19 protein-coding genes are annotated in these 25,489 nt (G+C 71.8%); 10 read left to right on the forward strand and 9 right to left on the reverse strand.

All coding sequences use genetic code 11. From position 1 onward, the window contains the following. Positions 1-50 precede the first annotated feature (50 nt). The 3 genes from ACU6WY_RS00625 to ACU6WY_RS00635 form a co-directional block, all read right to left on the reverse strand. Positions 51-602: a hypothetical protein gene (locus tag ACU6WY_RS00625; RefSeq protein ID WP_116647533.1), complete on the reverse strand. Its 552-nt coding sequence runs from the start codon at positions 600-602 to the stop codon at positions 51-53. Between the two features lie 75 nt (positions 603-677). Next, the gene (locus ACU6WY_RS00630; protein WP_483820558.1) at positions 678-2,816 is read right to left on the reverse strand and encodes an ATP-binding protein; all 2,139 of its coding nucleotides are present in this window, start codon (positions 2,814-2,816) and stop codon (positions 678-680) included. Beyond that, positions 2,809-3,456: a LuxR C-terminal-related transcriptional regulator gene (locus ACU6WY_RS00635; RefSeq protein ID WP_483820559.1), complete on the reverse strand. Its 648-nt coding sequence runs from the start codon at positions 3,454-3,456 to the stop codon at positions 2,809-2,811. Before ACU6WY_RS00635 ends, ACU6WY_RS00630 begins: the two co-directional genes overlap by 8 nt. 129 nt (positions 3,457-3,585) lie before the next feature. Between ACU6WY_RS00635 and ACU6WY_RS00640 the strand changes: the two genes are divergently transcribed. Both ACU6WY_RS00640 and ACU6WY_RS00645 read left to right on the forward strand, forming a co-directional pair. Further along, positions 3,586-4,524 (forward strand): NAD(P)/FAD-dependent oxidoreductase, encoded by a 939-nt coding sequence (locus ACU6WY_RS00640; protein ID WP_483820560.1) that lies wholly within the window; start codon positions 3,586-3,588, stop codon positions 4,522-4,524. A gap of 34 nt (positions 4,525-4,558) precedes the next feature. After that, positions 4,559-4,780, forward strand: coding sequence for a hypothetical protein (locus tag ACU6WY_RS00645; RefSeq protein ID WP_483821946.1), 222 nt, complete (start codon positions 4,559-4,561; stop codon positions 4,778-4,780). 191 nt (positions 4,781-4,971) lie between these two features. On the opposite strand, the gene ACU6WY_RS00650 is transcribed toward ACU6WY_RS00645, so the two are convergent. Then, positions 4,972-5,970, reverse strand: a complete 999-nt coding sequence (locus ACU6WY_RS00650; RefSeq protein WP_483821940.1) for a LacI family DNA-binding transcriptional regulator — start codon at positions 5,968-5,970, stop codon at positions 4,972-4,974. Between the two features lie 27 nt (positions 5,971-5,997). Continuing rightward, positions 5,998-7,677: a glycoside hydrolase family 13 protein gene (locus ACU6WY_RS00655; RefSeq protein ID WP_483820561.1), complete on the reverse strand. Its 1,680-nt coding sequence runs from the start codon at positions 7,675-7,677 to the stop codon at positions 5,998-6,000. 264 nt (positions 7,678-7,941) lie between these two features. Here ACU6WY_RS00655 and ACU6WY_RS00660 point away from each other — a divergent pair, with 264 nt between their 5' ends. Continuing rightward, the gene (locus ACU6WY_RS00660) at positions 7,942-8,466 is read left to right on the forward strand and encodes an adenine phosphoribosyltransferase (protein ID WP_483820562.1); all 525 of its coding nucleotides are present in this window, start codon (positions 7,942-7,944) and stop codon (positions 8,464-8,466) included. A gap of 441 nt (positions 8,467-8,907) precedes the next feature. Here the strand turns inward: ACU6WY_RS00660 and hpxO are convergent, their stop codons facing one another. Genes hpxO through uraD form a run of 3 tightly spaced genes read right to left on the reverse strand, consistent with a single transcriptional unit; the run spans position 8,908 to position 10,934 of the window. Continuing rightward, the gene (gene hpxO, locus ACU6WY_RS00665; protein WP_483820563.1) at positions 8,908-10,092 is read right to left on the reverse strand and encodes an FAD-dependent urate hydroxylase HpxO; all 1,185 of its coding nucleotides are present in this window, start codon (positions 10,090-10,092) and stop codon (positions 8,908-8,910) included. 9 nt (positions 10,093-10,101) lie between these two features. After that, the gene (gene uraH, locus ACU6WY_RS00670) at positions 10,102-10,422 is read right to left on the reverse strand and encodes a hydroxyisourate hydrolase (protein WP_483820564.1); all 321 of its coding nucleotides are present in this window, start codon (positions 10,420-10,422) and stop codon (positions 10,102-10,104) included. Beyond that, a complete protein-coding gene (gene uraD / locus ACU6WY_RS00675) occupies positions 10,419-10,934 on the reverse strand; it encodes a 2-oxo-4-hydroxy-4-carboxy-5-ureidoimidazoline decarboxylase (protein WP_483820565.1) in 516 nt (171 codons plus the stop codon). Before uraD ends, uraH begins: the two co-directional genes overlap by 4 nt. 264 nt (positions 10,935-11,198) lie before the next feature. Between uraD and ACU6WY_RS00680 the strand changes: the two genes are divergently transcribed. The 7 genes from ACU6WY_RS00680 (at position 11,199) to ACU6WY_RS00710 (ending at position 23,587) form a co-directional block, all read left to right on the forward strand. Further along, entirely contained in the window at positions 11,199-12,776 is a 1,578-nt protein-coding gene (locus ACU6WY_RS00680) for a hypothetical protein (protein ID WP_483820566.1), read from the forward strand. Positions 12,777-12,810: 34 nt separating this feature from the next. After that, positions 12,811-16,140, forward strand: coding sequence for a LamG-like jellyroll fold domain-containing protein (locus ACU6WY_RS00685; RefSeq protein WP_483820567.1), 3,330 nt, complete (start codon positions 12,811-12,813; stop codon positions 16,138-16,140). 229 nt (positions 16,141-16,369) lie between these two features. Further along, positions 16,370-17,704 carry an allantoinase AllB gene (gene allB, locus ACU6WY_RS00690; protein WP_483820568.1) on the forward strand — a complete coding sequence of 445 codons (1,335 nt, stop codon included), beginning with the start codon at positions 16,370-16,372 and terminating at the stop codon, positions 17,702-17,704. Beyond that, positions 17,701-18,846, forward strand: coding sequence for an acetamidase/formamidase family protein (locus tag ACU6WY_RS00695; RefSeq protein ID WP_483820569.1), 1,146 nt, complete (start codon positions 17,701-17,703; stop codon positions 18,844-18,846). The genes allB and ACU6WY_RS00695 overlap by 4 nt, the downstream gene beginning before the upstream one ends. A gap of 148 nt (positions 18,847-18,994) precedes the next feature. Further along, on the forward strand, positions 18,995-20,701 hold the full coding sequence (locus ACU6WY_RS00700) for an AtzH-like domain-containing protein (protein ID WP_483820570.1): 1,707 nt from the start codon (positions 18,995-18,997) through the stop codon (positions 20,699-20,701). Between the two features lie 337 nt (positions 20,702-21,038). Then, a complete protein-coding gene (locus ACU6WY_RS00705; protein WP_483820571.1) occupies positions 21,039-22,304 on the forward strand; it encodes a pyridoxal-phosphate-dependent aminotransferase family protein in 1,266 nt (421 codons plus the stop codon). Beyond that, positions 22,304-23,587, forward strand: coding sequence for an allantoate amidohydrolase (locus ACU6WY_RS00710; protein ID WP_483820572.1), 1,284 nt, complete (start codon positions 22,304-22,306; stop codon positions 23,585-23,587). The genes ACU6WY_RS00705 and ACU6WY_RS00710 overlap by 1 nt, the downstream gene beginning before the upstream one ends. A 32-nt stretch (positions 23,588-23,619) precedes the next feature. On the opposite strand, the gene ACU6WY_RS00715 is transcribed toward ACU6WY_RS00710, so the two are convergent. Beyond that, positions 23,620-24,903, reverse strand: coding sequence for a hypothetical protein (locus tag ACU6WY_RS00715; RefSeq protein ID WP_483820573.1), 1,284 nt, complete (start codon positions 24,901-24,903; stop codon positions 23,620-23,622). Between the last annotated feature and the right edge of the window lie 586 nt (positions 24,904-25,489).

Consider the following 25,489-nt stretch of genomic DNA (forward strand, 5'->3'; position numbering starts at 1 on the left):
ACGCGCTCGGCGTGCGGGATGCGGGCCGAGTGTCGGCGTCCCACCCGCCCTCAGCCGCCGGTCACCGAGACGGTCAGCACGGCGCTGTACTCGCCGGCCAGTGCATTCTCGGGCATCCTGAGCTCGAGGTCGGTGCTGAGCGCGATAGCGTTGACGCCGCTGACGTTGCTCGCCGTCCCGAGCACACCGGATCCGGAGGAACTCGCCGATCCTGCGGTCCACGTGACCGTGCCGCTCGTGTCGTCCGCCGGCATCGGGGTGACGGTCAGGCGGTTCGCCGCGATCGGCTTGCCGTTGCTGGGGCTGGTGGTGAAGTCTGTGACGCTCCAGCTGACGGTGTACCCGCTGGTCCCGGCTCGGTTGTCGGTGACGACGGTGCCGAAGCTCTCGTTTTCGTAGTGGTCGCCGTTGTACACCGAGGGGGTGAACGCCGCGAACGCGACCGAAGCCTGGGAACTGATGGACAGCGATCCACTCCCGATGGTCGCGGTGAGGGCCGTCGTGTCGGAGGCGTCGGGTACAGCGAGGGCGGGCGCGGAGGCCGTTGCCACCAGCGCCGCGCTCGCGACGGTGATGAGGGCGGCGCGTGTGATGTGACGCATGGTCGTGCGATCTCCTTCGCGAGTCGGAACCCGCCGGAATGGCAGGCCGTCACCCGAAACCCTAGGGAGCCGCGGCTACGGAGCGGAGGGGGCCGGGCCCCGGAAAAGGGTGGTTTCGTCATCGGTGACGATCGTCGCGATCGCCGACCGTCCGGGGGGAAGCAAGCGCCCCAGCACGCGCTCGCGCGCGCTGTCGACGAGCGGTGCCATCCAGCGCGCGACCTCGTCGACGAGCCCATCGGATGCCGATCCGTCGCCGTCGTCGAGGAGCACGACGTCCACCCCTCGCGCGCGGGCGGCGCGGACGGCGGCATCGAGCGGATCGCGGGCCAGCACGCCCGCGCGATACTCGTCGCGCAGCTGGCCCTCGAGGCTCGCGCAGGCGCTGCGGTCTCGCTCGTCCAGCGGGTCGTCGCCCGCGAGCCGGGTCAGGACGGGCGCGACCTGCGCGCGCAGCGTCGCGGCGCGGACGGCGAGTTCCGCGCGCGCGGCGGCATCCCACGCCTGCATCCCGGCCTCGGTCATCATCCGCACGTCGAGCAGGTGCCGGCGCCGCACGAGTCGCGCGATGACGAACCACAGCGCGGTCGAGACCCCGACGACCATCAGGGCGCGGGTGATGGCGTAGCCGAAGGTGACGAGATCGTCGCCGCGCGTCAGGACGAGCAGAAAGAGGATGCCGACGACCGCGGCCTGCGCGGTCACGGCGATGAGCGGCCGTCCGGTGAGGGCGAGTGCGGCCAGCACGAACCCGGCGGCGGTGACGAACCACAGCTGCCCGAAACCGTACGGACTCACCAGCGCCCCGGTGGTCACCACCGCGACAAGGCCTCCGGCGATCGCGGCGGCGGCCCCGACGGCGGGACGGGGATGCGCGGCTCGGCGAAGCCCTTCACCGAGCGCGAGCAGCGCGAGCAGCAGCGCCGGCGCGACCCACCCGGTGGCTCCGGCCAGCGCCGCGGCGGTGGCGGCGAGCCCCTGTGTTGCGACGAAGACCACGGCCGTGGCGACGATCGGGCCGCGCACCGAACGGGCTCCGGGCGCGGCGACCGTGGGCGCACGCGGGGGAGCCCACCCCACCGTCACCGAGGTGCCGGCGCCGGGCGCACTCCGGACGGCGGCGGTGCCGCCCGGCACGTCGCGCACGCGGCGCAGGATGCTCGTGGCGATACCGAGCCGGTCATCGGGCACCGCCGCGGGGTCGAAACCGCGCCCATCGTCGACGATCTCGATCACGATTGCGCGTTCTGCCGTCCGCAGAGACACGCGTCGAGACGCTCCCGCTCCCGCGTGGCGGATGCTGTTGTCCAGTGCCTGTCGCGCCGCGGCGAGCAGCGCCTCCTCGGCCGCGGGCGTCGGCTCGACGGGATCGGCGACCGTGACCTCGAATCCGGCGCCGGCGGCGCTCGCGAGCGCCGCGAGCCGCACGCGCACGGCGCCCACCGGTGACGCGCCTTCGCGGTCGAGATCCTCCACGAGCGTTTGCGCCTGCGCGGCCTGTCGCGATAACGCCGAGCGGGGGATCAGGGATGCCGCCGCCCCCGAGGTCGCCGCGATCGTCAGGACCGCGAGCACTTCGTCGTGAACGAGCGCCGCGGCACGGCTGCGCGCCGCCAGGCGTCCCTTCTCGGCGGCAGCCTGAGCGCTGGCCGCCGCCTCTGCCGCCCGCGCCCGGTCGATCGCGCGCGTCGCCGCCAGCAGGTGGGCGATCAGGGCGCACGCCATGGCGGCGGTCATCACGCCCTCGAGGTCGTTGACGATGCCGTCGAGGTCGAAGCCGCCGAACATCAGGCGGTACCCGAAGCCCATCACCGAGCCGAACGCGATCGTGACGCTCGCGAGGACCATTCCGCCGGCCAGGAGCGCGAGTCCCGAGCCGAGGCCGACGGTGGACAGCATCCACGGCACACGATCGAGCGAGCGGGCCGAAGCGCCGGCCGCGGCGAACCCGGCGATGGCGACGACGTAGCCGGACGCGCCCACCGCGGCTCCGATCCGCAGCGTCCGCACGCTCAGCCAGGGTGCCAGCACACCCACCGCGATGATCGCGACCATGATCACCCCGACGAGCGCGAGGTACCAGGTCGGGAGCGTCGCTTCGGTGTCGTCACCGACGAAGCGAGGGGTGGCGAGCGCGATGACGATGACGATGACGGCGGCGGCGATGGCGAGCGCGCGCCGGCTGGCCAGCTCCGTTCCGCCGACGTCAGCCACGGGTCGGTCCCGGCAGGAACCCGTCCTCCACACCGCGTCGGTACAGGTCGATCTTCGTCGCCGCCGGTCGCCCGATCTGCTGATACACACTGCGGATACGGCGCAGATGATCATCGACCGTGTTCTCGCTGACGAACAGCCGACTCGCGACCTGCTTCGCCCCGAGCCCCGAGGCATACAGAGAGAGCACCTCCCGCTCCCGCTCGGTCAGCGGAGCGGCGGCCATGAGCGGGTCGGTGTCGAGCGCCGAGGCCCATTCGGGGCTGAGGGCGAGCTGCCCGCGTGCCGCGTCGAGCAGCGCCGTGCGCAGCACCTCGGTCGGTGCCGACTTGCGCACGATCCCCTCGGCGGCGGTGCGTGCGGCCTCCCGCACGAGATAGGGGTTCTCCGCCGAGGTGAGCACGAGGATCTTCGCGCCCCAGTTCTTCAGGGCCGCGACGTTCTCGGCCGGGTGGCTCCCGTCGCGGAGGTTCAGGTCGAGCAGCACGATGTCGGCGTCGCGCGGGCTCGATACGAGGGCGGAGACGGTGGGAGTGTGCCGCGTGAATTCCAGGCCGTCGGCGTCGGCCAGGATCCCCCGGACGGCCAGACCGATGAGCTCGTGATCGTCGACGATCGCGACGGTCGTGGCATCCCCCATGGCGTGCTCCCTCTCTCTCCCCGGACTCAGTATGGCCGAGCCGAAAAGGGAGGATCAGCGGGCGGTACCGGATGCCACGGCCCCTGTCCACCCGTCCCCTGACGCGGGCACGGCCGCAAGGCTGGTCGTATGGCCACGACACACTTCGACTACCTCATCGTCGGCGGCGGAATGGTCGCCGACACCGCTGCTCGCGGCATCCGCGAGATCGATACGGCCGGGTCGATCGGCATCCTGAGCGATGACGTCGACGAGCCGTACACGCGTCCGGCCCTCAGCAAGAAGCTGTGGACCGACGACGACTTCGCGTGGGAGAAGGTGCCCCTCGGCACCTCCGCCGATACCGGCGCCGAGATCCGACTGCGCACGCGGGCAACCGCGATCCGTCCCGAGGCGCACGAAGTGGATGCCGCGGGCGAGACGTTCTCGTACGGCAAGCTCCTCCTCGCGACCGGCGGGCATCCGGTGCCGCTCCCGATCGAGGACCGCTCGAATGGTGAGCGGGCGCTGACCTTCCGGACCGCCGCGGACTACCGCCGCCTGCGCGCGCTGTCGACCGAGGTCGAGCGCATCGCCGTGGTCGGCGGCGGGTACATCGGCTCGGAGCTCGCGGCCGCCCTCGTGCAGAACGGCGTCGACACCGTGCTGATCCACACCGGAGCCGTGCTCGGCGACGCGGTGTTCCCGCCCGCGCTCGCCGAGCGTTTCGAGACGCTGTTCCGCGAGGCGGGGGTCGAGATCGTCGCCGGCTCGAGAGTCGAGGGCGGAGAAGCGGATGCCACCGGCGTGCAGCTCGCGCTCGAGAACGGTGACGTGGTGCGCGCCGACGCCGTCGTCAGCGGCCTGGGCATCGAGATCGCCACCGACCTGGCCGAGGCCGCCGGGCTGCGGACCGACGACGGCATCGTGGTCGACGCGCAGCTGCGCTCCTCGGCCGACGACGTCTGGGCCGCCGGCGACATCGCGAGCTACCCCGACCGGATCCTCGGACGCCGCCGGGTCGAGCACGTCGACAACGCCAACGCGATGGGCCTGGCCCGCGGGCCGCAACCTCGCGGGCGCCGCTGAGCCGTACACGCACACGCCGTACTACTACTCGGCGGTGTTCGGCATCCGGTACGAGGCGGTCGGAACGCTCGACTCCTCCCTCGAGACGGTGGAGGACGTGATCGACACCGACCGTCGCGTCGTCTCCTACCTCGACGACGACCGCGTGGTCGGCGTGCTGCTGTGGAACGTCGAGGACGCCCGCGACGCCGCCCGCGCCGTGCTCGCCGAGGCCGACACCCTCACGCGCGACGACCTGGTGGGCCGCATCCGCTGACCGGGCCTGCACAACTCCGGCAGTTTCGCCGGTCGTGTGCGGGCACTCGCTGACCGGGGGCCGCACAACTCCGGCAGATTCGCTGATCGTGTGCGCGGTGCGCGGTGGCTGGACCGATGTGCCGGAGTTGTGCGCCCCCCGGGGACCGGCGCCCCGACCAGACCGGCGCCCCGACCAGGCCGGCGCCCCGCTCAGGCCGGAGGTGCGGCCGTCGACCCGCGCTCGAGCAGCGCGAAGGGGAGGGTACCGCGGCGCGCGGCGGGGGCGGCACCGTCGAGTTCGGCGAGCACGGCCTCGGCGGCCCGGGCCCCCTGACCGCGCGCGAACTGATCGATCGTGGTCAGGCCGAACCAGCGGCCGAGGTCGTTGCCGTCGACGCCGATGATCGAGACGTCCTCCGGCACCCGCAGCCCCCGCTCGCGCGCGGCGAGCACGGCGCCGATCGCCATCTCGTCCGAGGCCGCGAAGATCGCGGACGGAGCCTCGGATGCCACGAGCAGCCGCCGCGCGGCAGCTGACCCGCCCTCGATGGTGAAGTCGGCCGTCTCGTGCAGGGCCGTGGCGCCGGCGGCATCCATCGCCTCCGCGAACCCGCGGCGGCGGAGCGCCGGCACGGACGAGACGGCGTCGGTCGTCGCGTCGGCGCCGATGTGCGCGATGCGCCGGTGGCCGAGGCCGAGCAGGTGCTCGGTGGCGAGGCGGCCGACGGCGAGGTCGTCGACCGTGAGGGTCGTCAGGAGCGGCGTCGGCCCGGCGATCGCCACGATCGGGATGCCGAGTCCGCGGAGGAGCGCCGACTCGGCGGCATCCAGGTCGAGGGCGATCGTGAGGACGCCGTCGATGCGCCGCCGCCGCAGATGGTCGTCGAAGACGCGGCGGCGTTCATCGGCGTCGGCGCTCACGCTGTACAGCGTGATGTCGTAGCCCTGGCGCACGAGGGCGTCCGAGATACCGGCCAGCACCGTACTGAAGAACCAGCGATCGAGAAACGGCACGACCACGCCGATCGCGCGGGTACGGCCCGTCGCAAGAGTCGACGCTGCGGCCGAGACGACGTAGCCGAGTTCCACGGCCGCCGCGCGCACCCGCTCTCGCGTCGCGTCCGAGACCGGCCCGCGCCCGCTCAGCGCGCGCGAGACCGTGGCCGTCGACACCCCCGCCCGTCGGGCGACGTCGTCGATGCCGACCACGGTCTCGCGTGCCCCGGATGCCATGGCTCAGGCCGCGGCGATCCAGACCGTCGTGTCGGTGGGCAGCCGCGTGCCGTCGAGCGGACCGCTCGCGATCAGCACCTCGCCCGCGGGGAGCTCGACCGGCGCGGTGCCGAGGTTGGCGACGACCGTGAGCGGACCGTTGCGGAACGCCACGACGTCATCGCCGAAGCCGTCGAGCCACTCGAGGCTCCCCGTGCCCAGCGCGTGGGCGCGTCGCGCGGCCAGGAGCGAGCGGTAGAGCGACAGCGTCGAGGCCGGGTCGTCGCGCTGCACATCGCGCGCGAGCTCGGCCCACTCGGCGGGCTGCGGCAGCCACGCCGCGCCGGTGTCGTTGAACCCGTAGGCGGGCGCGTCGGCGGTCCACGGGATGGGCACGCGGCAGCCGTCGCGGCCGTAGCGCTCGCCGTTGGTGCGGAACCACGTCGGGTCCTGGCGTGCGTCGTCGGGCAGGTCGATCACCTCGGGGAGCCCCAGCTCCTCGCCCTGATACAGGTACGACGAGCCCGGCAGCGCGAGCATCAGCGTTGTGGCGGCGCGGGCGCGGCGCAGGCCCGTCACTGGGTCGGGCTGGCCGGGGGACTTCGGGCCGATGCCCGCGCCCTGCGGGTTCTCCGCCGTGAGCGCGAGACGTGACGCGTGGCGCACGACGTCGTGGTTCGACAGCACCCAGGTGCTCGGAGCGCCGACGGCGCCGTACTCGTCGAGCGACTCCTCGATCACGACGCGGAGGGCCTCGGCATCCCAGGCCGTCTCGAGGTAGTGGAAGTTGAAGGCCTGGTGCATCTCGTCGGGGCGCACCCACAGGGCGGTCTGCTTCACCGTCGGCAGCCACGCCTCGGCGCATAGCGCCCGGTCGCCGTCGTACTCGGCGAGCACGTCGTGCCACTCGCGCCATACGTCGTGCACGCCCGGCTGGCCCCAGTACGGCACCGCGCCGGCGTCGCCGCCCATGGAGCCGCCCGCGGGATCGGGCGTGTAGTCGGGAAGGCCCTCGGCCTTGATGAGGCCGTGGGCGACGTCGACGCGGAACCCGTCGACGCCCCGGTCGAGCCAGAAGCGCAAGATGTCGCGGAACTCGGCGCGCACCTCGGGGTTCGTCCAGTCGAAGTCGGGCTGCGACTCGTCGAAGATGTGCAGGTACCACTGGCCCGGCGTGCCGTCGGCCTCGGTCACGCGCTTCCACATGCCGCCGCCGAACACCGACTCCCAGTTGTTCGGGGGCAGCTCGCCGTTCTCGCCCTTACCGTCGCGGAAGATGTACCGCGCCCGCTCGGGGCTTCCGGGGGCGGCCTTCAGCGCCTCTTGGAACCACACGTGCTGATCGCTGGAGTGGTTCGGCACGAGGTCGACGATGACCCGGATGCCACGCTCGTGCGCACCCGCGAGCATCGCGTCGAAGTCGGCCAGGGTGCCGAAGATCGGGTCGACGTCGCGGTAGTCGGCGACGTCATACCCCGCGTCTTTCTGCGGCGACCGCTGGAAGGGGCTGAGCCAGATGGCATCCACCCCCAGCTCGTGCAGGTCGTCGAGGTGCGCGGTGACGCCGGGCAGATCGCCCAGGCCGTCGCCCGAGGCGTCGGCGAACGAGCGGGGGTAGATCTGGTAGATGACGGCGGTGCGCCACCACTCGGATCCGGGGGCGGACGCGAGTTCGGGGCGCGGGTCCTCCTGCGTGAAAGTCATGCGCCCCACGCTAGTGCAAGCGCTTGCAGCAGCGGCACCCCCCTTGCGCCTCCCTCCCGCCGCCCCCGCGCGCCGTCGCCCCGCCCTCGCGCGCCCCGGCGCCGCCCCGCGCCCCCGCCCCCGCCCCCCGAGCGGCGAGTGTCCAAGACACGCCGCATTGGCGCGGGGGCCAGCGGCGTGTCTTGGACACTCGCCCGCCACCGCAGCACACCGCGGCACACCGCGACCCCACGCGGCGCACCGCGCCCCGATTAGGCTGGGGCGGTGCCCGACGCCCCCGCCCTCGCCCGCGCCGAATCGCTCATCGGCAGCATCCCCGACTACCCCGAGGTCGGGGTGACGTTCCGCGACATCACGCCGTTGTTGGCGGATGCCGACGCCCTGCGCGCCACGATCGACGCGCTGCTCGAGCCCTTCGCCGGCCGGTTCGACGTCGTCGCGGGCATCGAGGCCCGCGGATTCCTCCTCGCTGGGGCGGCGGCCATCGCGGCCGGCGTGGGGCTCGTGCCCATCCGCAAGGCCGGCAAGCTGCCGCGCCCCGCGGCATCCGTCTCGTACGCCCTCGAGTACGGCACGGCCGAGATCGAGATGCACGACGACATCCCCCACGGGACCCGCGTGCTGCTGCTCGACGACGTGCTCGCTACCGGCGGCACGCTCGAGGCCGGCCGCGCGCTGGTCGCCCGCCTCGGCGGCGAGGTCACCGGTACCGCGGTGCTGCTCGAGATCGACGTGCTCGGAGGTCGCGAGGTGCTCGGCGGCGACGTGCACTCGGTCTTCCACGCCTGACGCGCGTCCGGCGGGTGCGCTGACGCCGCGGCCGCGGGGTGGCGTACCGCGCCGCACTGTGCCGAACTCCGGAGTTTCGGCATCCCGTGGCCGGTGTGACCGGCGTTCTGGCCGTGGGCGGCGGGTTCTTCCGGAGTTTGGCCGGCCCGGAAACCTCGGGGTTCCTCAGCGCCCCGCCGGCCGCCCGGCACATTCTGCCCGGGGCGGCTGCTGCCGCGCTCCCGTTGCAGCAGCGGGGTGGAGCGCCGCGCCGAGCCGCGCCGAACTCCTGAGTTTCGGCATCCTGTGGCCGGTGTGACCGGCGTTCTGGCCGTGGGCGGCGGGTTCTTCCGGAGTTTGGCCCGGCCGGAGATCCCGAGGCTTCTCGGCCCCACGCCGGCCGCGGGTTTCTCCGGAGTTTGGCCCGGCCGTCGTGACAGCGGCGAACGGGGAACCGGCGCCTCAGCGCAGGACCGACGCGCCGAGCTCCACCGGACTCCCCTCGATGTTGCCGACGATGCCGCGGATCACCCCGGTGCCGTCCTCCCGCCGGAGGCCGTCGTACCAGGCCTGGGTGGCCTCAACGTCGAAGGCGTGCGTCTCGTGCGCGCGCTTGCGGGCGCGCAAGACCAGGTCGCCGGCCCGCTCGGTGCGGATGCGTTCGTACCGCGTGAGCGAGTCCTCGACGCCGAGGGTGGTCGTGGCGAACACGATGCCGAGCGCGAAGCTGTCTTCGAGCGCCGAGCACGCACCCTGCCCGATGTCGGGGGCGGTGTTGTGCGCGGCATCGCCGAGGATCGCCACACGTCCCCGCACCCACGTGTCGAACGGGTCGATGTCCCAGATCTCCACGCGGTTGAGTGAGGCGTCGGGGTCGATGGCATCCAGAAGCGCACGCACGCCCGGGGCGCCCCACGACCCGAACGCCGTCTCGAGCGCGGCCATGGGGTCTTCGAGCACTCCCGAGGGGCCCGGCACGTCGACGAAGAAGTAGAACCGGTCGCCCGCGACGGGCATGACGGCGCAGCGCTTGCCGTCGCCGACGTAGGTCGTCCACTGCTCGGGCGGCCCGATCCGCGGGTCGGCATCGACCAGGCCGTTGTAGTTCACGTATCCGGAGTACCGCCGTTCCGGACGGATGCCGGTGGGCTCGGTGACGTAGTCCCGCACGAGCGAGCGCGCCCCATCGGCTCCGATCAGCAGGTCGGCGGTGTCGGTCGTGCCGTCGGCGAACGTCGCGGTCACGGTGGTGCCGTCGTCGGAGACCCCGACCAGTTGCCGGCCGAGGTGGATGCGGTCGAGGCCGACGGCATCCATCATCAGCGCCTGCAGGTCGGCGCGTGCGACGGGGTACGGCCGCTGCCCGGTTTGCGTGGTGACGGATGCCAGGCTGAACCGGCACATCTCTTCCCCGGTGTGGCCGTCGTAGTAGGCCATGTCGTCCATCTGGCCGCCGAGGGCCGCGACCTGGGGGCCGAGTCCGAGCCAGTTGAGGACTTTCACGCCGTTCGACCACAGCGACAGGGCCGCCCCGACCGGGCGGTTTTCGCGCATGCGGTCGTAGACGACGACCTCGTGTCCGAGCTTCTGCAGCGCCAGGGCGGCGGAGGTGCCGCCGACGCCGGCTCCGATGACGATGACCTTCATGGCTCCTCCTCAGCTGCCGCGGTAGGTCGAGTAGGCGAACGGGCTCAGCAGCAGCGGCACGTGCAGGTGCGCGTCGCCGGCCACGGTGAAGGCCACCGTCACGCGCGGGTGGAAGGACGGCACCCCTCGCGCGCGGAAGTACGCGCCGGTGCCGAACGTCAGCGCGTGGTCGCCGTCGTCGAGACGGTCGGGTCCGAGGGCCGCGCGTCCGTCGGCGTCGGTCTCGGCCGCGGCGACGACCGCGCCGTCAGGACCGACCAGCTCCAGCGTGATGCCGGCCGCGGGCGTGCCCGTCGTGGCATCCAAGACGTGGGTGGTGAGGTGGGTCATTCCGTGCCCTCCGGCTCGTCGGTGATCGTGCCGCGCAGGCGCAGGAGGGCGATCTCGGCGAGCTGGCGCGTGGCCTCGATCGTCTCGGCGTCGGGGGTGTTGCCGAGACGCCGTTCGAGCTCGGCGCGCATCTCGCCCGGGGTGCGCCCGGCCGCGCGGATGAGGAACACACGCCCGAAACGCTCCTCGTACGCGGCGTTACCCGCGGCGATCGCGGCGACGTCGTCGTCGGCGGCGGTCGTCATCGCGGCCTGTTCGCGACGGGATGCCGCGGCCTCGGCGTTCTCGCCCGACACCGTCGCGCCGATGCGGGGGTGGGCGTGCAGGGCCTGGGCGAGGTCTTCCGGCGACCAGGCGGAGGCGAGGGCGGAGGCGTAGGCGGCGAGGGCGTCGACATCGGCGTAGGGGCGCGCGTCCACGACGGCGTCGACCCACCCGGGGATGTCGGCCCACACGCGGGCGGTGGCCGCGGCCTCGGCGGGCGAGGCCGCGTTGAAGGCGCTGAGGTGCATGCCGCCCACGCTAGGGGCGCTGCGTTACGGGGCTGTGGCGGGATGTGTCGGCGATGTTGCTGTGGGGAACATTCGGCGTCTGGAGGGGACCCGCTCCTCAAGACCCGAGCGCGGTCACCCGGCGAGAACGTGGCGTTCATCTTTTGAAACCGCACGCGAGGGCTGCAGGGCAGATCGGCTGGATAACTTCTCCGCGGCCCGCCCGAACGGGTCGACGCTCCCGTGCAGGGGCGTGTCCTGCGTAAGAGAGGACCTCCTCCTTCCATGTTCCCCTTGTCTCCCCGGCGGTCGCTTCGACTTCTCGCCGTCGTCGCCGTCTCGGTCGTCGGGCTCGCGATCGTCTCGCCGGCCTACGCCGGATGGGTCGGAAACGCCGCGGTCTCCTCGTCCACGGCGGTGCCCGATGGCGTCGGCGCCCCGACCCTGATTCTTCTCGAGAGCGTTCACGCTCCGGGCAAGGTCGCGCAGATCGACGACCCGAACGCACAGGTGTCTTCGGCGCCCGGTGCAACGGATCGGGCCGCGGCCGCGATCGAGACGATGAAGACGGGCAACGCGGCATCCTTGAAGGGCCAGGCCCTGCGCTTCTACCCCGTGAGCGGGGCGAACAACACCTACGTCATCGCGGATCAGCAGGACCGGGTCCTCACCCGCTCCCGCAACGACCAGTCGACCTTCCGGTACCTGCAGCTCGCCGACCTCGCCGCTTCCGCGACCGACCCCTACGCCCAGTGGGAGGCGCGCGACGCGGGCGACGGCACCGTGAACCTCGTCAACGTGCAGTCGGATCCGTCGGCGCAGCCCGCGGCGCTCGACCTGTACAACTGGAAGACGGCTGACGGATCCGAGATCCAGACGTACACCCTCAACGCCGGCGCGGCGGTCCAGAAGTGGCGCATGCGAACGCTGGAGGCCACCGTCGCGGTCCCGACGGCCATCGTTCCCACCGGAGCGGTCCCGCCGATGCCCACGAATCTCGTGGGCCGCTATAGCTGGGGCGGTTCCTTCCCGCTCACGTCCATCACCTGGCAGATGCCCGACCCCTCCGTGTGGAACACCGGCGGCGAGCTCGATGTGACCGGAACCGCTTCGGGCTTCTTCGGTGAGGACGTCCCCGTGTCGGCGCACTTCTCGATCGGCTCGCCGGGAGACGCGGACGAGTCGTCGATGACGTCGTACGCGGGGGTGAACCTGAAAGAGCTGCGGATGCTCGCCCCGCGAACGGTGGTGCGCAAGGTTCCCGGCACGGGTGCGACCGTGACCTCCTCGGTGTCGTGGGACTGGTCGAGCCTCACGGATGCCGCGGTCGCCCAGCCCGGAACCGTCACGCTCTCGGCCGCCCCGGAAACCGGCTTCGCGGCACGCCTGGTCGTCACCGTCCTGGCAGCGGAGCGCGTGAACGTGCTGCGGCAGAGCGGGGTGCACCCTGACTTCACGTTCAAGGACAGCACGGCGTTCGCCCTCACGGACGGCAACCGGAACGTCAGCGGGTTCGCGGACTGGCGCAGCGGGGGAGCGACCAACCGCGTCAACCCCAACCGCGTCTGGTTCTCCTTCGATCAGCCGCGCCAGATCACCGGCATCAACGTGTACGACATCGGCGGCAAGCAGAACGTCGGCACCGTCACCGCCCAGTACCGCACCGTGCTCGGGGGGTGGAAGAACCTACCGACCGCCGCTGGCTGGCCCTACGTCAATCAGGCGGCCGACCTCTCGCTCGAGGCCTCCTTCACCCCCGTGCTCGCCACGGGCGTCCGCGTGATCATCGGCAACAAGTCCTCCAGCACCTGGATGACGCTGTCGGAGATCGAGGTCTACGGGCCTCGGACCCCCGCATCCTGAATCCCCGCCCCTCGTGCACCTGATGAGAAGAGAGATGTTCCCCCATCCCCGTCGCGCTTCGCGCACACGCTCCGCGGTCGCCGCTGTGATCGCGCTCGCCCTGTCCGCCCTCGCTCTCGGCAACGCCTCCGGCGCGGTCGCCGCGACCGACGACGCCTCGACCTCGACGGATGTCTCGTCGACCGCGGCCACCGACACCACCACCCGGTCGAGCTTCCTTCTGCCGGTGCTTCCCGACACGCAGTTCTACTCCCGGTACAGCGCCTCGCAGTTCTACCCGAAGTACGGGACGAACCCCTTCGAGGTGCAGACGCAGTGGGTCGCCGACCACAAGAGTGATCTGAACATCCCCTTCGCGATGCACCTGGGCGACGTCGTGGACCAACAGTGGGTGGGCGACCAGTGGACCGCGGCGGCGAAGGCGATGAGGACCCTCGAGGACGGCGGCGTGCCGTACTCGATCCTTCCCGGCAACCACGACGTGAACGATCAAGGCGCGCGTTCGTCGGAGTCGAACGCGGCGAACTACCTCGCGAACTTCGGCGCGACGACTCTGGCGCGGCAGGCCGGCGGCACCCTCCTGGGGACGTTCCAGAACGGGTACTCCTCGGCGTACATGTTCCAGGCGGAGGGACACGAGTGGGTCGTGATGTCCCTGGGGTGGAACGCGTCCGACGACACGTTCGCCTGGGCTCAGGGCATCCTGGACGCGCACCCCGGCGTTCCCGTGATCCTCTCCTCCCACGCGATCATCGGCATCGATCAGGACCAGGTCTCGCCGACCAGCTGGTGGTTCGGGGATCTGCTCTGGGAGAGGCTGATCCGCAAGAACGATCAGATCGTGGTGACCCTCAACGGCCACTTCCACGGCGCGACGCAGCGGACACTGATCAATGACTTCGGTCACCCGGTCTACGAGGTGCTCAGCGACTACCAGATGGCGGCGGACGGCGGCAACGGCATCATGACGTTGGTCGAGTTCGACATGACGAACAACCGCATCGACGTCAACACCGTCTCCCCCTGGGTGACGAAGAAGCACGCGAACGCCCTCAGCTCCACCGACACTCCGGTGCTGAGCGGCCCGGGGAAGGAGTTCAGCCTTCCGCTGGACTTCGGTGCGCGGTTCGGATGGGGCGCTCCCAGCGCAGACCAGGCAGACAACGGCGACCTCTCGGCGTTGGCCAAGGAGATCGTGTCCGCCGGATGGACCGGCGAGGGCGGGGACAAGCCACTCGTCCCGGCCGGGAACGAGTCCGACTACGTCCGCGTGGACGGCACCGTCGCGCACTGGCGATTCGGCGACGTCGCGGAGGGTGATCTGTCCGACACGACGGAGATCCCCGATGTGGCCGGCGCGAGCCCGATGTACCGGAACCCGATCGAGGACACCGACGCGGACGACACCGCCGACGACGTCTCGATCACCCACTCCAACGTTCCCGTCTACGCGGCGGACAAGGGAGCGGTGTGCTTCACCGACGTGCACCGCAACGCGAGCGGCCCGGACAACCTCTCCTACATCACGACCGAATACGGTGCGCCGGCGACGTTCGCGCACCTGGACGCGTCCACCGGTTACACCCTGGAGACGTTCCTGCAGATGGACAGCAACTGGAGCGAAGCCGCGAACCGCTGGGGGGCCGCGATCACCCGGGGCGGTACTCGGGAGTGGATGGGGATCAACGACTCCTCCGACCCCGGAGCCGGCGCCGCGTGGCTGGGTATCTCCAACCTCCGCGAGTACCAGTTCTCGGCGGCGGACACGACCTCGAAGAACTCCTACACCCTGTGGTCGGGGGAGATCATGCCCGGATCGTGGCACCATGTCGCGATCGTCAACGACCCGGGCACGGGCACCGTGATCATGTACGTCGACGGCGTGCCGGTTCTGCGCAACGCTTCGCAGGCGGGCGGGATGATGGCCGCGGACTTCATGCCCTGGATCATCGGTACCTCCACGTGGAACAGCGAGCCCGAGCACGGCTGGTACGGCTGCGTCGGCGAGACGCGGATCGTCGACCACGCGCTCACTCCGGAGCAGTTCCTCTCCCAGCGGCCGAACATCGACGCCGGCGGGTCGGGTTTCGCCCTGACCACCGACCTTTCCCAGGTGCGTCCGACGGACCTCTCGCTCTCGTCGTTCGACGGCACCGGGTTCGCCGACGCGACCGTGCGCGTCGTGGAGCAGGGCCGCACGATCGGGCAGACCGTTGTCGACGACAGCGGAAAGTGGCACGTCGCTCTCGACACCCCCGTCTCGGGCGTGGGTGTGCACTCGCTGAGCTTCGTCCAGTCGGTCGGCAGCCGAGAGGGGAAGGCGCTGGAGGCCAGCGTGACGTTGACCGCCGCCGCGCCCACCGTGACCGATCCCGCTGATCAGAACGCGCTGGTCGGAACGACCGCGACCTTCTCGGTGACCGCCGCGGGTTCGCCCGCCCCCACCATCCGGTGGGAGTCGTCGACGGATGGCTCGACGTGGGCGGACGTGGCCGGCGCCACCTCGTCGACGCTCGCCGTCCCCGACGCGTCGGTGTCGATGACCGGCACCCGCTATCGCGCCGTCGTCTCGAACGGCGTGGGTCCGGACGTGGTCTCCGCGGCGGCGACCCTCGTCGTTGTCGACCCGACTCCGTCGGAACCGGCCGGCTCCGACAGCGGCCGTGTCGCGATCGCCGACCCCGCCTTCGGGGAGACCACCGTGAAGATCAGCGCGGGGAGCGGTCACCAGCAGCAGGTGCTGCAGGCGTGGGCGTGGTCCTCTCCGACCGATCTGGGTCACGTGACGACCGACGCGGCGGGCGATGCGATCGTTTCCGTGGGCTCCCTCAGCCGGGGTGAGCACACCCTGGCTCTGACCCTGCCGAATGATCCGACCGTCGTCGCCTGGGGCACGTTCGTGATCGCGGCCTACCCGGCGGAGCGGGATGCCACGGCAGAACTGCACACCACGGTGACCGCCAGTGACCTCTGGTCGCTCGACGCCGAGAAGTCTTCCGTGGACTTCGGCGCGGTGGAGCGCGGTCGCACCGCGACGGCGAACCTGGGGAAGGTCGCTGTCGTGGACGATCGCTCGACGTTGACCGGCTGGACCCTAACCGCCGTCGCCTCCCCGTTCCGGAGCGGCGCCGACACGGTTCCGGCGAGCGTTCTGGGGATCCACCCGATGCCGCTCACCGGATACGTTCCGGCGGCCGGCATCACGGTGGGCGCAAGCGGGGCGAGCTTCGCCTCCGGTTCGCCGGGCGTCTCCACCGGAGTCGGCGGTGCGCTCTTCGACGCGATGCTGGACTTCACCGCCCCCCGCAACGCGCCGGTCGGCGTCTACCACTCGACGCTGACCCTCACGCTCGTCGCGAAGTAGAGCACGCGAGGAGCCCCCGTCGCCCGCGGGCGGCGGGGGCTCCTCGTTTCGTTGTGCCTGCGCGGTCGGCCGGCGCGACGCGTATGCGGGCGGTACGCGACCCGGCGCACGCGCACGCGTCCGCGGTGGCGAGGGCACGGGGGCGGATATCGCGCGCACGACCCAGGTGTTCGCACAAATGTTGATGACGGTTACATCGGCGAAACGCGGGGCGCTTAGCGTGAGCGGCATGAGCACGAGGATCGCCGCGCGTCGCACCTTCATCGACGGCCGTTTCGCCCCCGCCACGGTCGTCGTCGACGACGGCGTGATCTCGGCGGTCACGGTGTTCGACCCGATGGCCGACACGGTGCTGCCGGGCGACTCGGTGCTGCTCCCGGGCCTCGTCGATTCGCACGTGCACCTCGACGAGCCCGGCCGCACCGAGTGGGAGGGCTTTGCCACCGGCACCGCCGCCGCGGCCGCCGGGGGAGTGACGACCGTCGTCGACATGCCCCTCAATAGTTCCCCGGTGACGACCACCCCCGAAGCCCTGGATGCCAAGCGCGCCGCCGCCGCGGGAAAGCTCGCGGTCGACGTGGCCTACTGGGGAGGAGCCGTGCCCGAGAACCTCGGGTCGCTCAGCGCCCTGTTCGCCGCGGGAGTCGTGGGGGTGAAGTGCTTCCTCTCGCCGAGCGGGATCGATGAGTTCGGCTACCTCGACGCCGACCAGTTGGAGCGCTGCCTCGCCGAGCTCGCCGCCTTCGACGGCCTGCTCATCGTGCACGCCGAAGACCCCGCACACCTGCACGGCGACGGGCCGCTCGGCCCGCGCTATGTCGACTTCGAGGCGACACGTCCGCCGCAGAGCGAGCGCGCCGCGATTCGCCGGGTGATCGAGGCCGCGCGGCGGACGGGCGCCCGCGCCCACATCGTGCACGTGTCCGACGGCGAGGCGCTCGACGACGTGCGCGCGGCCAAGGCCGAGGGCGTGCGCCTCACCGTCGAGACCTGCCCCCACTACCTCACGCTCGACGCCGCCGAGGTGCCCGACGGCGCCGGCGCGTTCAAGTGCTGCCCGCCGATCCGCGGGGCCGCCAACCGCGACCTGCTGTGGGCGGGGATCCTCGACGGCACCATCGACGCGATCGTGAGCGACCACTCGCCGGCCACCGTCGAGCTCAAGGGCAACCCTGACTTCGGCCTCGCGTGGGGCGGGATCGCGGGCCTGCAGACCGGACTGTCGTCGGTGCACACCGCGGCGGTGGGGCGTGGCATCCCTCTCGAGACCCTCCTGCCCCTGTTCACCACGGGCCCGGCACGCATCGCGGGGCTCGAGGGCCTCGGTGTCATCACTCCCGGCGCTCCCGCGCACCTCGTGGCCTTCGCTCCCGAGGAACAGATCGTCGTGGATGCCGCCGCCCTCGAATACCGCAATCCGGTCTCGCCGTGGCACGGGCAGACGCTCACCGGCGTCGTGCGCGAGACGTGGCTGCGCGGGGAGCCGGCGTTCCAGCGCGGAGCGCCGGTGACCCACCGTGAGGGGCGCGAACTCGTGCGGACCCCGGCGGTGGTGGAGGCGTGAGCGCCATCCCGATCCTGCAGCCCGGCGTCGGCCCGATTCCGGGCGACCACTACGTGCCCGCGACACCCGACACCGTGCTGTGGGGGCGCCTCCCCTGCGCGACCGATACGGCCGTGCTCGAGATCGCCTCGGGCGAGAGCGTCACGTTCGACACCGTGAGCCACGAGGGCATCCTCGACGATCAGGGCAAAGACCCGGCGGCGTACTTCGCGGCGCACGGTGTGCCCGAGGAGCAGGTGCTCGACGACGCGATCGAGATCGCGGCATCCGTCGTTCGCGACTCCTTCGCCGACGGGCCGCACGTGGTCGTCGGTCCGGTGCATGTGCGCGGCGCGCATGCGGGCGATCTGCTGAAGATCACCGTCGAGACGCTCGCCCCGCGCGTGCCGTACGGCGTCATCTCGAACCGCCACGGCAAGGGCGCGCTCGTCGGCGAGCTGCCCCGGGGTGAGCACAACGTCAGCGTGTTCGCCGCGGTGTCATCGCGCGCGGGCGTGCTGCACGGCGAGCTGCCGATCGCGGAGGGCGGCGAGCCGGTGGTCGCGTTTCCGCTCGCGCCGTTCCTCGGCACGATGGGGGTGGCCGTCGCGGGCGATGAGCGTCCGCACTCGGTGCCGCCGGGAACCCACGGCGGCAACATCGACATCAACCTCCTCGTCGAGGGCACGACGCTGTTCCTGCCGGTGCAGGTCGAGGGGGCGCTCGCCTACGTCGGCGACCCGCACTTCGCGCAGGGCGACGGCGAGGTCGCGCTCACCGCGCTCGAGGCGTCGCTGCGGGCGACGCTGCGCTTCGAGGTGATCCCGGCGGATGCCGCCCGCGCGGCGTTCGGAGAGATCACCGGGCCGCTCGTGCGCACGCCCGAGTACCTCGTCCCGACCGGCATGGACCCCGACCTGGATGCCGCGATGCGCGCGTGCGTGCACGCCTCGCTCTCGCTCCTCGGTGGCCGCTGGGGCATGGAGGAGCACCTCGCCTACGCCTACCTCAGCGCCGCGACCGACTTCGACATCTCGCAGGTCGTCGACATCGTGTCGGGGGTGCACGCCCGCATCCGCGAGGCGGACTTCGCGGCGGTTGCTGCCGTGGAGCCGCTGCCCCTGGCATCCGCCGCCCCTGACATCGAGGGAGACACCCCGTGACCCCCGCTCTCGCCCGCGCTCTGGCCCGCGCTGAGTCCCCGTCCCGCGAGCTCGACGGCCGAGTGTCCAAGACACGCCGTATGCCGCCGTGGGCCAACGGCGTGTCTTGGACACCCGATCGGCGGCGGCGCTCCGAGGGGGCAGAGCAGTGACGGATGCCACGAGCCCCGAGGCCGCGGCCCGGACCGACGCCGGCCTTCACGGCGATGCCGCCGTCCCACGCGCGGCCCGGCCCGACGCCGGCCTTCACAGCGATGCCGCCCTCCCACGCGCGGCCCGGACCGACGCCGGCCTTCCGGCCGACCTGCGCGAGGCTTTCGAGGCGTACGAGCGGGCGATCGTTGCGAACGACCTCGATGCGCTCGACGCGTTCTTCGCCCCCGGCGACAACACCCTGCGCGGCGACACCGGCGGGCTCCTAGTCGGGCACGACGCGATCAGCGGGTTCCGGGCGCTGCGCGGCGGCGTTCCGCCGCGCGACATCACCGACGTGCACTACCGGCCGCTCGGCGACGACGTCGCGCTGCTCGTCTCGGTCTCGGCGTTCCGCGGCGGCGGTCGGGGGCTGCAGACGCAGGTGTGGGAGCGGATCGCCGGGGAGTGGCTCATCACCGCCGCCCACGTGACCCCGCGCACCCCGGCGCTCGACCGCACGATCTGGCGGAGCGTCGGCGATCCGTTCCAGCAGGGCGCGTGGGAGGGGCCGCTCGCCGGACTCACCGTCGCCGTGAAGGATCTGTTCGCCATCGCGGGCTTCCGCATCGGCGCGGGCAACCCCACGTTCCTCGAAGAGGCCCGGCCCGAGAAAGCCACTGCGCCCGCCGTCGCCGACCTCCTGCGCGCCGGAGCGTCGCTGCGCGGCATCGCCCGCACCGACGAGTTCGCGTACTCGATCGCCGGTGACAACGTGCACTACGGCACCCCGCCGAACGGCGCGGTGGTCGGAGCCCTCCCCGGCGGATCGTCGAGCGGACCGGCCTCGGCCGTCGCCGCCGGGCACGCCGACATCGGCCTCGCCACCGACACCGCCGGCTCCATCCGCGTGCCCGCGTCGTACCAGGGCCTGTGGGGACTCCGCACCACCCACGACCTCGTGCCGCGGCAGGGGATGCTCCCGCTCGCGCAGTCCTTCGACACCGTCGGCTGGCTCGCCCGCGACGGCGAGACCCTCGAGCGCGTTGCCGACTGGTGCCTCAGCTACGACGGCTCCGCCTCGACCGAGAACGTCTACGGTGCCTCCGGCGACGACCTGCCCTGGCGGTTCCTCGTGCCCGAGGAGATCCTCGACTGCGTCGAGCCCGACACCCGTGCGGCGTTCTCGCGGATGCTGGCCGCGGTCGCGGCATCCGACGATCCGCCGCCGTTCCGCGCCGTGCACCTGGGTGACCTGGATGCCACCTTCACGGCGTTCCGCACCGTCCAGGGCGCCGAGGCCTGGCGCAACAACGGCGAGTGGATGCGCGCACATCCCGGGGCCGTGGGCCCGGCGGTCGCGGAGCGGTTCCGCATCGCGTCGCAGATCACCGCCGCCCAGGAGACCGCCGCCCGCGCCGAGCTGGAGCCGGCCGCGGCGGCGCTGGCCGAGCTCGTCGACGGCGGGGTGCTGGTGTTCCCGACCGTTCCGGGCCCCGCTCCGCTGCGCACGGCCGACGTGGATGCCGTCCGCGCGGCGACCCTGCGCATGACCGCGCCCGCAGCCGTGGCGGGGCTGCCCGCGGTCTCGGTGCCGCTCTTGACCGTCGCCGGTGCGCCGGTCGGCGTGTGCCTGGTCTCGCCCGCCGGCACCGACCTCGCGCTCGTCCGCCTCGCCCGCCGCCTCGCGGCCCTGGTCGCCGGGGCGGGGGCCGGTCGATGACCCGCGTCACTCCGTCGCCCGGCCGTGCGAAACTCCTGACCTTCTGCCCCAGGATGCCGTCTATCCGCACTCGCGTGGCATCCACCGCCGGTTTTTCAGGAGTTCGGCCCGCTGCCGCCCGCGCGGCGGTCGGTGGTCGGCCCCGCACCTCCGGTCTCGACGGCGGCCCGGCGACCCGTGCGAAACTCCTGAGATTCCGGCGCCATCTCGCCGCGGCGCCGGTGTCGGCGGCATTCGCAGACGAAGTTTCAGGAGTTCGGCACGCGCACATGCGCGCAACGACCGGCCGCGCCCACATCATCCACCCCACGCCCCACCCCCGCCCTACGGAGTCCCGATGACCCACCTCCCCGGCCCGATCGACCCGCCCGCCCGCCTGCTGATGGGCCCGGGCCCCATCTCGGCGTACCCCAGCGTGCTGCGCGCGATGGGCGCCCCGCTCGTCGGGCAGTACGACCCGTTCATGACCGCCACCATGACCGAGACGCAGGAGCTGTACCGGCAGGTTTGGGGCACCGACAACGACGCGACGCTGCTCATCGACGGCACGAGCCGCGCGGGCATCGAGGCGGCGATCCTCTCCCTCGTGCGCCCGGGGCAGCGGGTGCTGGTCCCGATCTTCGGACGCTTCGGACACCTGCTGAAAGAGATCGCCGAACGTGCGCTCGCCGAGGTGCACACGATCGAGGTTCCGTGGGGCGAGGTGTTCCCGGTGTCGGCGATCCGCGAGGCGATCGAGCGCGTGAAGCCCCACCTCGTCGCGTGCGTGCAGGGCGACACCTCGACCACGATGCTCCAGCCGCTCGACGAGATCGGCGAGATCTGCCGCGCCCACGGCGCCCTGTTCTACACCGACGCCACGGCTTCCCTCGGCGGCAACCCCTTCGAGATGGATGCCTGGGGCTTGGATGCCGCGACCGCGGGCCTGCAGAAGTGCCTCGGCGGCCCCTCGGGCTCGGCGCCGATCAGCCTCTCCGACCGCGCCGTCGAGGTGGTGCGCTCGCGTGCCCGGGTCGAGGCGGGGATCCGGGAGGAGGGGGACGCCTCGGCATCCGACTTCATCCGCTCCAACTACTTCGACCTCGCGATGATCCTCGACTACTGGGGTCCGCGCCGCCTGAACCACCACACCGAGGCGACCACGATGCTCTACGGCGCGCGGGAGTGCGCGCGCGTGTTGCTCCTCGAGGGCCGGGATGCCGTGATCGCGCGGCACCAGCTGCACGGCGACGCGATGCTCGCGGGTGTGCAGGGCCTCGGGCTCACCGTCTTCGGCGACGTCGCGCACAAGATGACGAACGTCGTGGCGGTCGAGATCCCCGAGGGGGTCGTGGGCGACGCGGTGCGCACGGAGCTGCTGACCGACTTCGGGATCGAGATTGGCACGTCGTTCGGTCCGCTGCACGGCCGCGTCTGGCGCATCGGGACGATGGGGTACAACGCCCGCACCGACGCCGTCCTCACGACCCTGTCGGCGCTCGAGACGGTGCTGCGCCGCCACGGGGCGACGGTGGCCGCGGGCGGCGGGGTCGAGGCCGCGCAGGGCGTGTACGGGGCCGCCACCGCCGGGCCGGCCGGGGCCGCGGCATCCGGGACGCACTGATGACCGCCGCGACCCGCCTGCAGGTCGCGCCCGAGCGCATTGCCGCGGCCGCGCGCCGCGTGATGGGACGGTGCGAGGAGCTCGCGCGGGTCACGGCGACCCCGGGCTCCATCGAGCGGGTGTACCTGTCGCCCGAGCACGCCCGCGTGAACCGCCTCGCCGCCGAGTGGATGCGCGAACTCGGCATGACCACGCGACAAGACGCGGCGGGCAACCAGGTGGGCCGCCTCGCCCCCGCCGGAGCGCGCGACGCCCCGGCCCTCTTGATGGGCTCGCACCTCGACACGGTTCCGGATGCCGGGCGCTTCGACGGCATCGTGGGTGTGCTGATGGCCCTCGAGGTGGTGCGGCTCGTGCGCCGCATCGACGACGAGGGCGTGGCATCCAGCCCCTTCCCGTTCGCGCTGGAGGTCATCGCCTTCTCCGACGAGGAGGGCACGCGCTTCGGCAAGGCGCTGCTGGGCTCGTCGGCCGTGGCCGGCCAGTGGGACCCGTCGTGGTGGGAGCTGACGGATGCCGACGGCTACACGCTGCGACAGGCGTTCCGCGAGTTCGGCCTCGACCCGGGCCGTGTCGGTGAGGCGGCGCGCCGACCAGAGTCGCTCGTGGCGTACCTCGAGGCCCACATCGAGCAGGGCCCCGAGCTGGATCGCGCGGAGCTGCCGCTCGCGGCGGTGTCGTCGATCGCGTCGGCGCGGCGGTTCCAGCTCGTCGTCGAGGGGGAGGCCCGGCACGCCGGCGGTACGCCGTACGACCTGCGCCGCGACGCCCTGCTCGGGGCGAGCGAGGCGGCGCTCGCCGTGGAGCGGATCTGCCGCGGCGAGCACCACATCATCGGCACGGTGGGGCAGCTCGAGGCGTTCCCGGGGGCGGTCAACGTCGTGCCCGGTGAGGCGCACTTCTCACTCGACCTACGCGGCGAGTTCGACGACACCCGCGATCACACGTGGGACGCGATCTCGCGTGAGCTGGATGCCATCATGGGGCGCCGCGGCCTGCGGTGGCGTGCGCGCGAGGTGCACAGCGCGCCCGCGGTGTTCTGCGAGCCGTTGCTGCAGGACGTGGTCCGGGCGGGGATCGGTGGTGAGGCCCCGACCCTGTTCAGCCGCGCCGGTCACGACGCGATGGCGATCGGCGCGATCACGGGGGTGGGGATGCTGTTCCTCCGCAACCCCGACGGCATCAGCCACCACCCCGACGAGGCCGTCTCGGGCGCTGACGTCGCGGCGGGGATCCGGGCCCTCGCCGAGGCGGTGCTGCACCTGGGGGCGGAGCGGGGCTGACGCTCTGGCCCGTGAGCGTCACCGTACGTCGATCAGCATGCCGATTGGAGTGCGTAGTACGCCCTCCCGTACCGGCTGACGAAGAAGATTCGGACGTCGTAGGGAGAGGAGACGCTCCAGGCCGAGTAGGCACCGCTCTGCAAGGTCGCCCGGTAGAGGTAGCCGTCGCTGGCTTTCGCATGGATCTGCGTGGTGGAGCCGTTGGTGCCCGACCCCATTTCGCTGACGGTCAGGCCCTGGGGCAGCGTTTCGAGCTGCCGGATGAAACCTGTCGCCGTACGCGAATACACGTTCGAGCCGATCGTGTAATAGGCCATTCCGTTCCAACTCACGTGCACGCAGTCGACGGGCTCGGTGGTGACCTGAGACCACGCCCCGAGTGCCGTGCTGCAGTACAGGCGTGAGTTCGTTCCCTTGACGTAGGTCAGGACGTCCCTCGAGTTGGCGGGGCCCGCGGCAACGCGACCGATTCCGACGCCGGCGGGCAGGGCGGGATAGTCCGAGACGACGCCGCTTGCGTTGATGGCTTTGAGGAAGGTGTCGCCGACGCAGACCACCGTTCCCACCCTGCCTCCGATGATCGACCTGACGTTACTGATCGGCGATCGGGACCAGTCCCCGCTCTCTGAGCGGTGATAGACGTCACCCCCGCGATCGAGCACAGCGACGTTCCCCAGAAAATTCTCCGATCGGAGCACCTCGAAGGCCGTGATGTCGATTCCCGGTGGAAGGGAGACGCTCGTCAGCGTTCCCGAGAAGGCGAACAATTCGTCCGACGTTGCCCAGAAGGGAAGGTAAAAGTTGTCTGCTTCCTTGAGGATCCTGACTCCACCCGAGGACAGTTTTGTCCACGCGCCCCCGTCCTTGCTCTGGTAGACGTCGCCGTCGCTGCCGAGGAAGGTGTAGGTCTCCGGGCTGCGGAATTCATCCCCCAGGATCGATGCCACGCTGATACCGGGCGGCGGGGCCGGAAACCGTGAATAGTCTGCACTCGTGCCGACGATGGTGAACGTCGACAGCATCGCCGAGATGGTCGCGCCGCCGCTCGTGATCGCCGTGATCGATCCGATCCCTCCTCCGGGCGTGAGGAGGATAGGGGGCAGCCCGATCCTTCCGTCGTTGCCGCTGACGCCGGAGAACGACTGCGAGCCGTCCTGGAAGGTGGAGGTGCCCGGCAGGGTGACCGTCACGGACCGCCCGGGTGCGGGTACACCGTTCACTCGGACGATGAGCGCGACACCGGGAAGGGAGGAGCACGCGGTGCCCGAATAGATGGACTTCTCGAACGAGAGATCGGCGGTGCCGGACTCCGCCACGGCGGGCGTGGCCGACGCGAGGATGACCGCGGGGGCCGCCCACGCCGCGGTCATGATCACGGAGCGCCGAGACTTCTCCCGTGCGTCTTGCGCGAGGAGGTGCGGTGAACCCGACGGTGCGGGCGTGCTGTGCTCGAAGTTGTGCAACATGGGCAAGGCCTTTCGGGTTCGTCGGGGCCAGCTTTGAATGCGGAGGAGAGGGCGGCAAGGGAGGTACCACCTCCTCCGGGTGAGGTGAGAACGCACGTGTCGTGGGGATGACACGTGCTCATGGGGATGAACGCGGAGGTGAGGGGGCGCTCGAGAGCACCGTTCCGACAACGATTCCCGGTGCATTCGCTCGGGGAAGGGACGGCGAGGCGGCCTCCGCGCCGCGCCTCCGGATCCCGCGGCACACTCCCGCCCCGACGTCTTGTGGATGTCGGATCCGCGGTGGCTCCCCGAGACCCGCGCGCAGCGGAAACACTCTCGCAACGCCCCGGCGTTATCGGGTGAGAACCACCGAGGGAGAATTTCACCCCCGGGGAGGGAGCCTGAACTCGGTCCGGGGGCACGTCGGCGTCACGAGGTGCGGTCGAATCGATCC

The organism is Microbacterium sp. ZW3a (assembly GCF_057167165.1).

Coding starts and splice junctions, on each gene's coding strand:
- ACU6WY_RS00705 (WP_483820571.1), top strand. CDS start 21,039: ATGACCCACCTCCCCGGCCCGATCGACCCGCCCGCCCGCCTGCTGATG.
- uraH (WP_483820564.1), bottom strand. CDS start 10,422: ATGACCCACCTCACCACCCACGTCTTGGATGCCACGACGGGCACGCCC.
- uraD (WP_483820565.1), bottom strand. CDS start 10,934: ATGCACCTCAGCGCCTTCAACGCGGCCTCGCCCGCCGAGGCCGCGGCC.
- ACU6WY_RS00710 (WP_483820572.1), top strand. CDS start 22,304: ATGACCGCCGCGACCCGCCTGCAGGTCGCGCCCGAGCGCATTGCCGCG.
- ACU6WY_RS00635 (WP_483820559.1), bottom strand. CDS start 3,456: ATGGGGGATGCCACGACCGTCGCGATCGTCGACGATCACGAGCTCATC.
- ACU6WY_RS00685 (WP_483820567.1), top strand. CDS start 12,811: ATGTTCCCCCATCCCCGTCGCGCTTCGCGCACACGCTCCGCGGTCGCC.
- ACU6WY_RS00680 (WP_483820566.1), top strand. CDS start 11,199: ATGTTCCCCTTGTCTCCCCGGCGGTCGCTTCGACTTCTCGCCGTCGTC.
- ACU6WY_RS00640 (WP_483820560.1), top strand. CDS start 3,586: ATGGCCACGACACACTTCGACTACCTCATCGTCGGCGGCGGAATGGTC.
- hpxO (WP_483820563.1), bottom strand. CDS start 10,092: ATGAAGGTCATCGTCATCGGAGCCGGCGTCGGCGGCACCTCCGCCGCC.
- allB (WP_483820568.1), top strand. CDS start 16,370: ATGAGCACGAGGATCGCCGCGCGTCGCACCTTCATCGACGGCCGTTTC.
- ACU6WY_RS00655 (WP_483820561.1), bottom strand. CDS start 7,677: ATGACTTTCACGCAGGAGGACCCGCGCCCCGAACTCGCGTCCGCCCCC.
- ACU6WY_RS00625 (WP_116647533.1), bottom strand. CDS start 602: ATGCGTCACATCACACGCGCCGCCCTCATCACCGTCGCGAGCGCGGCG.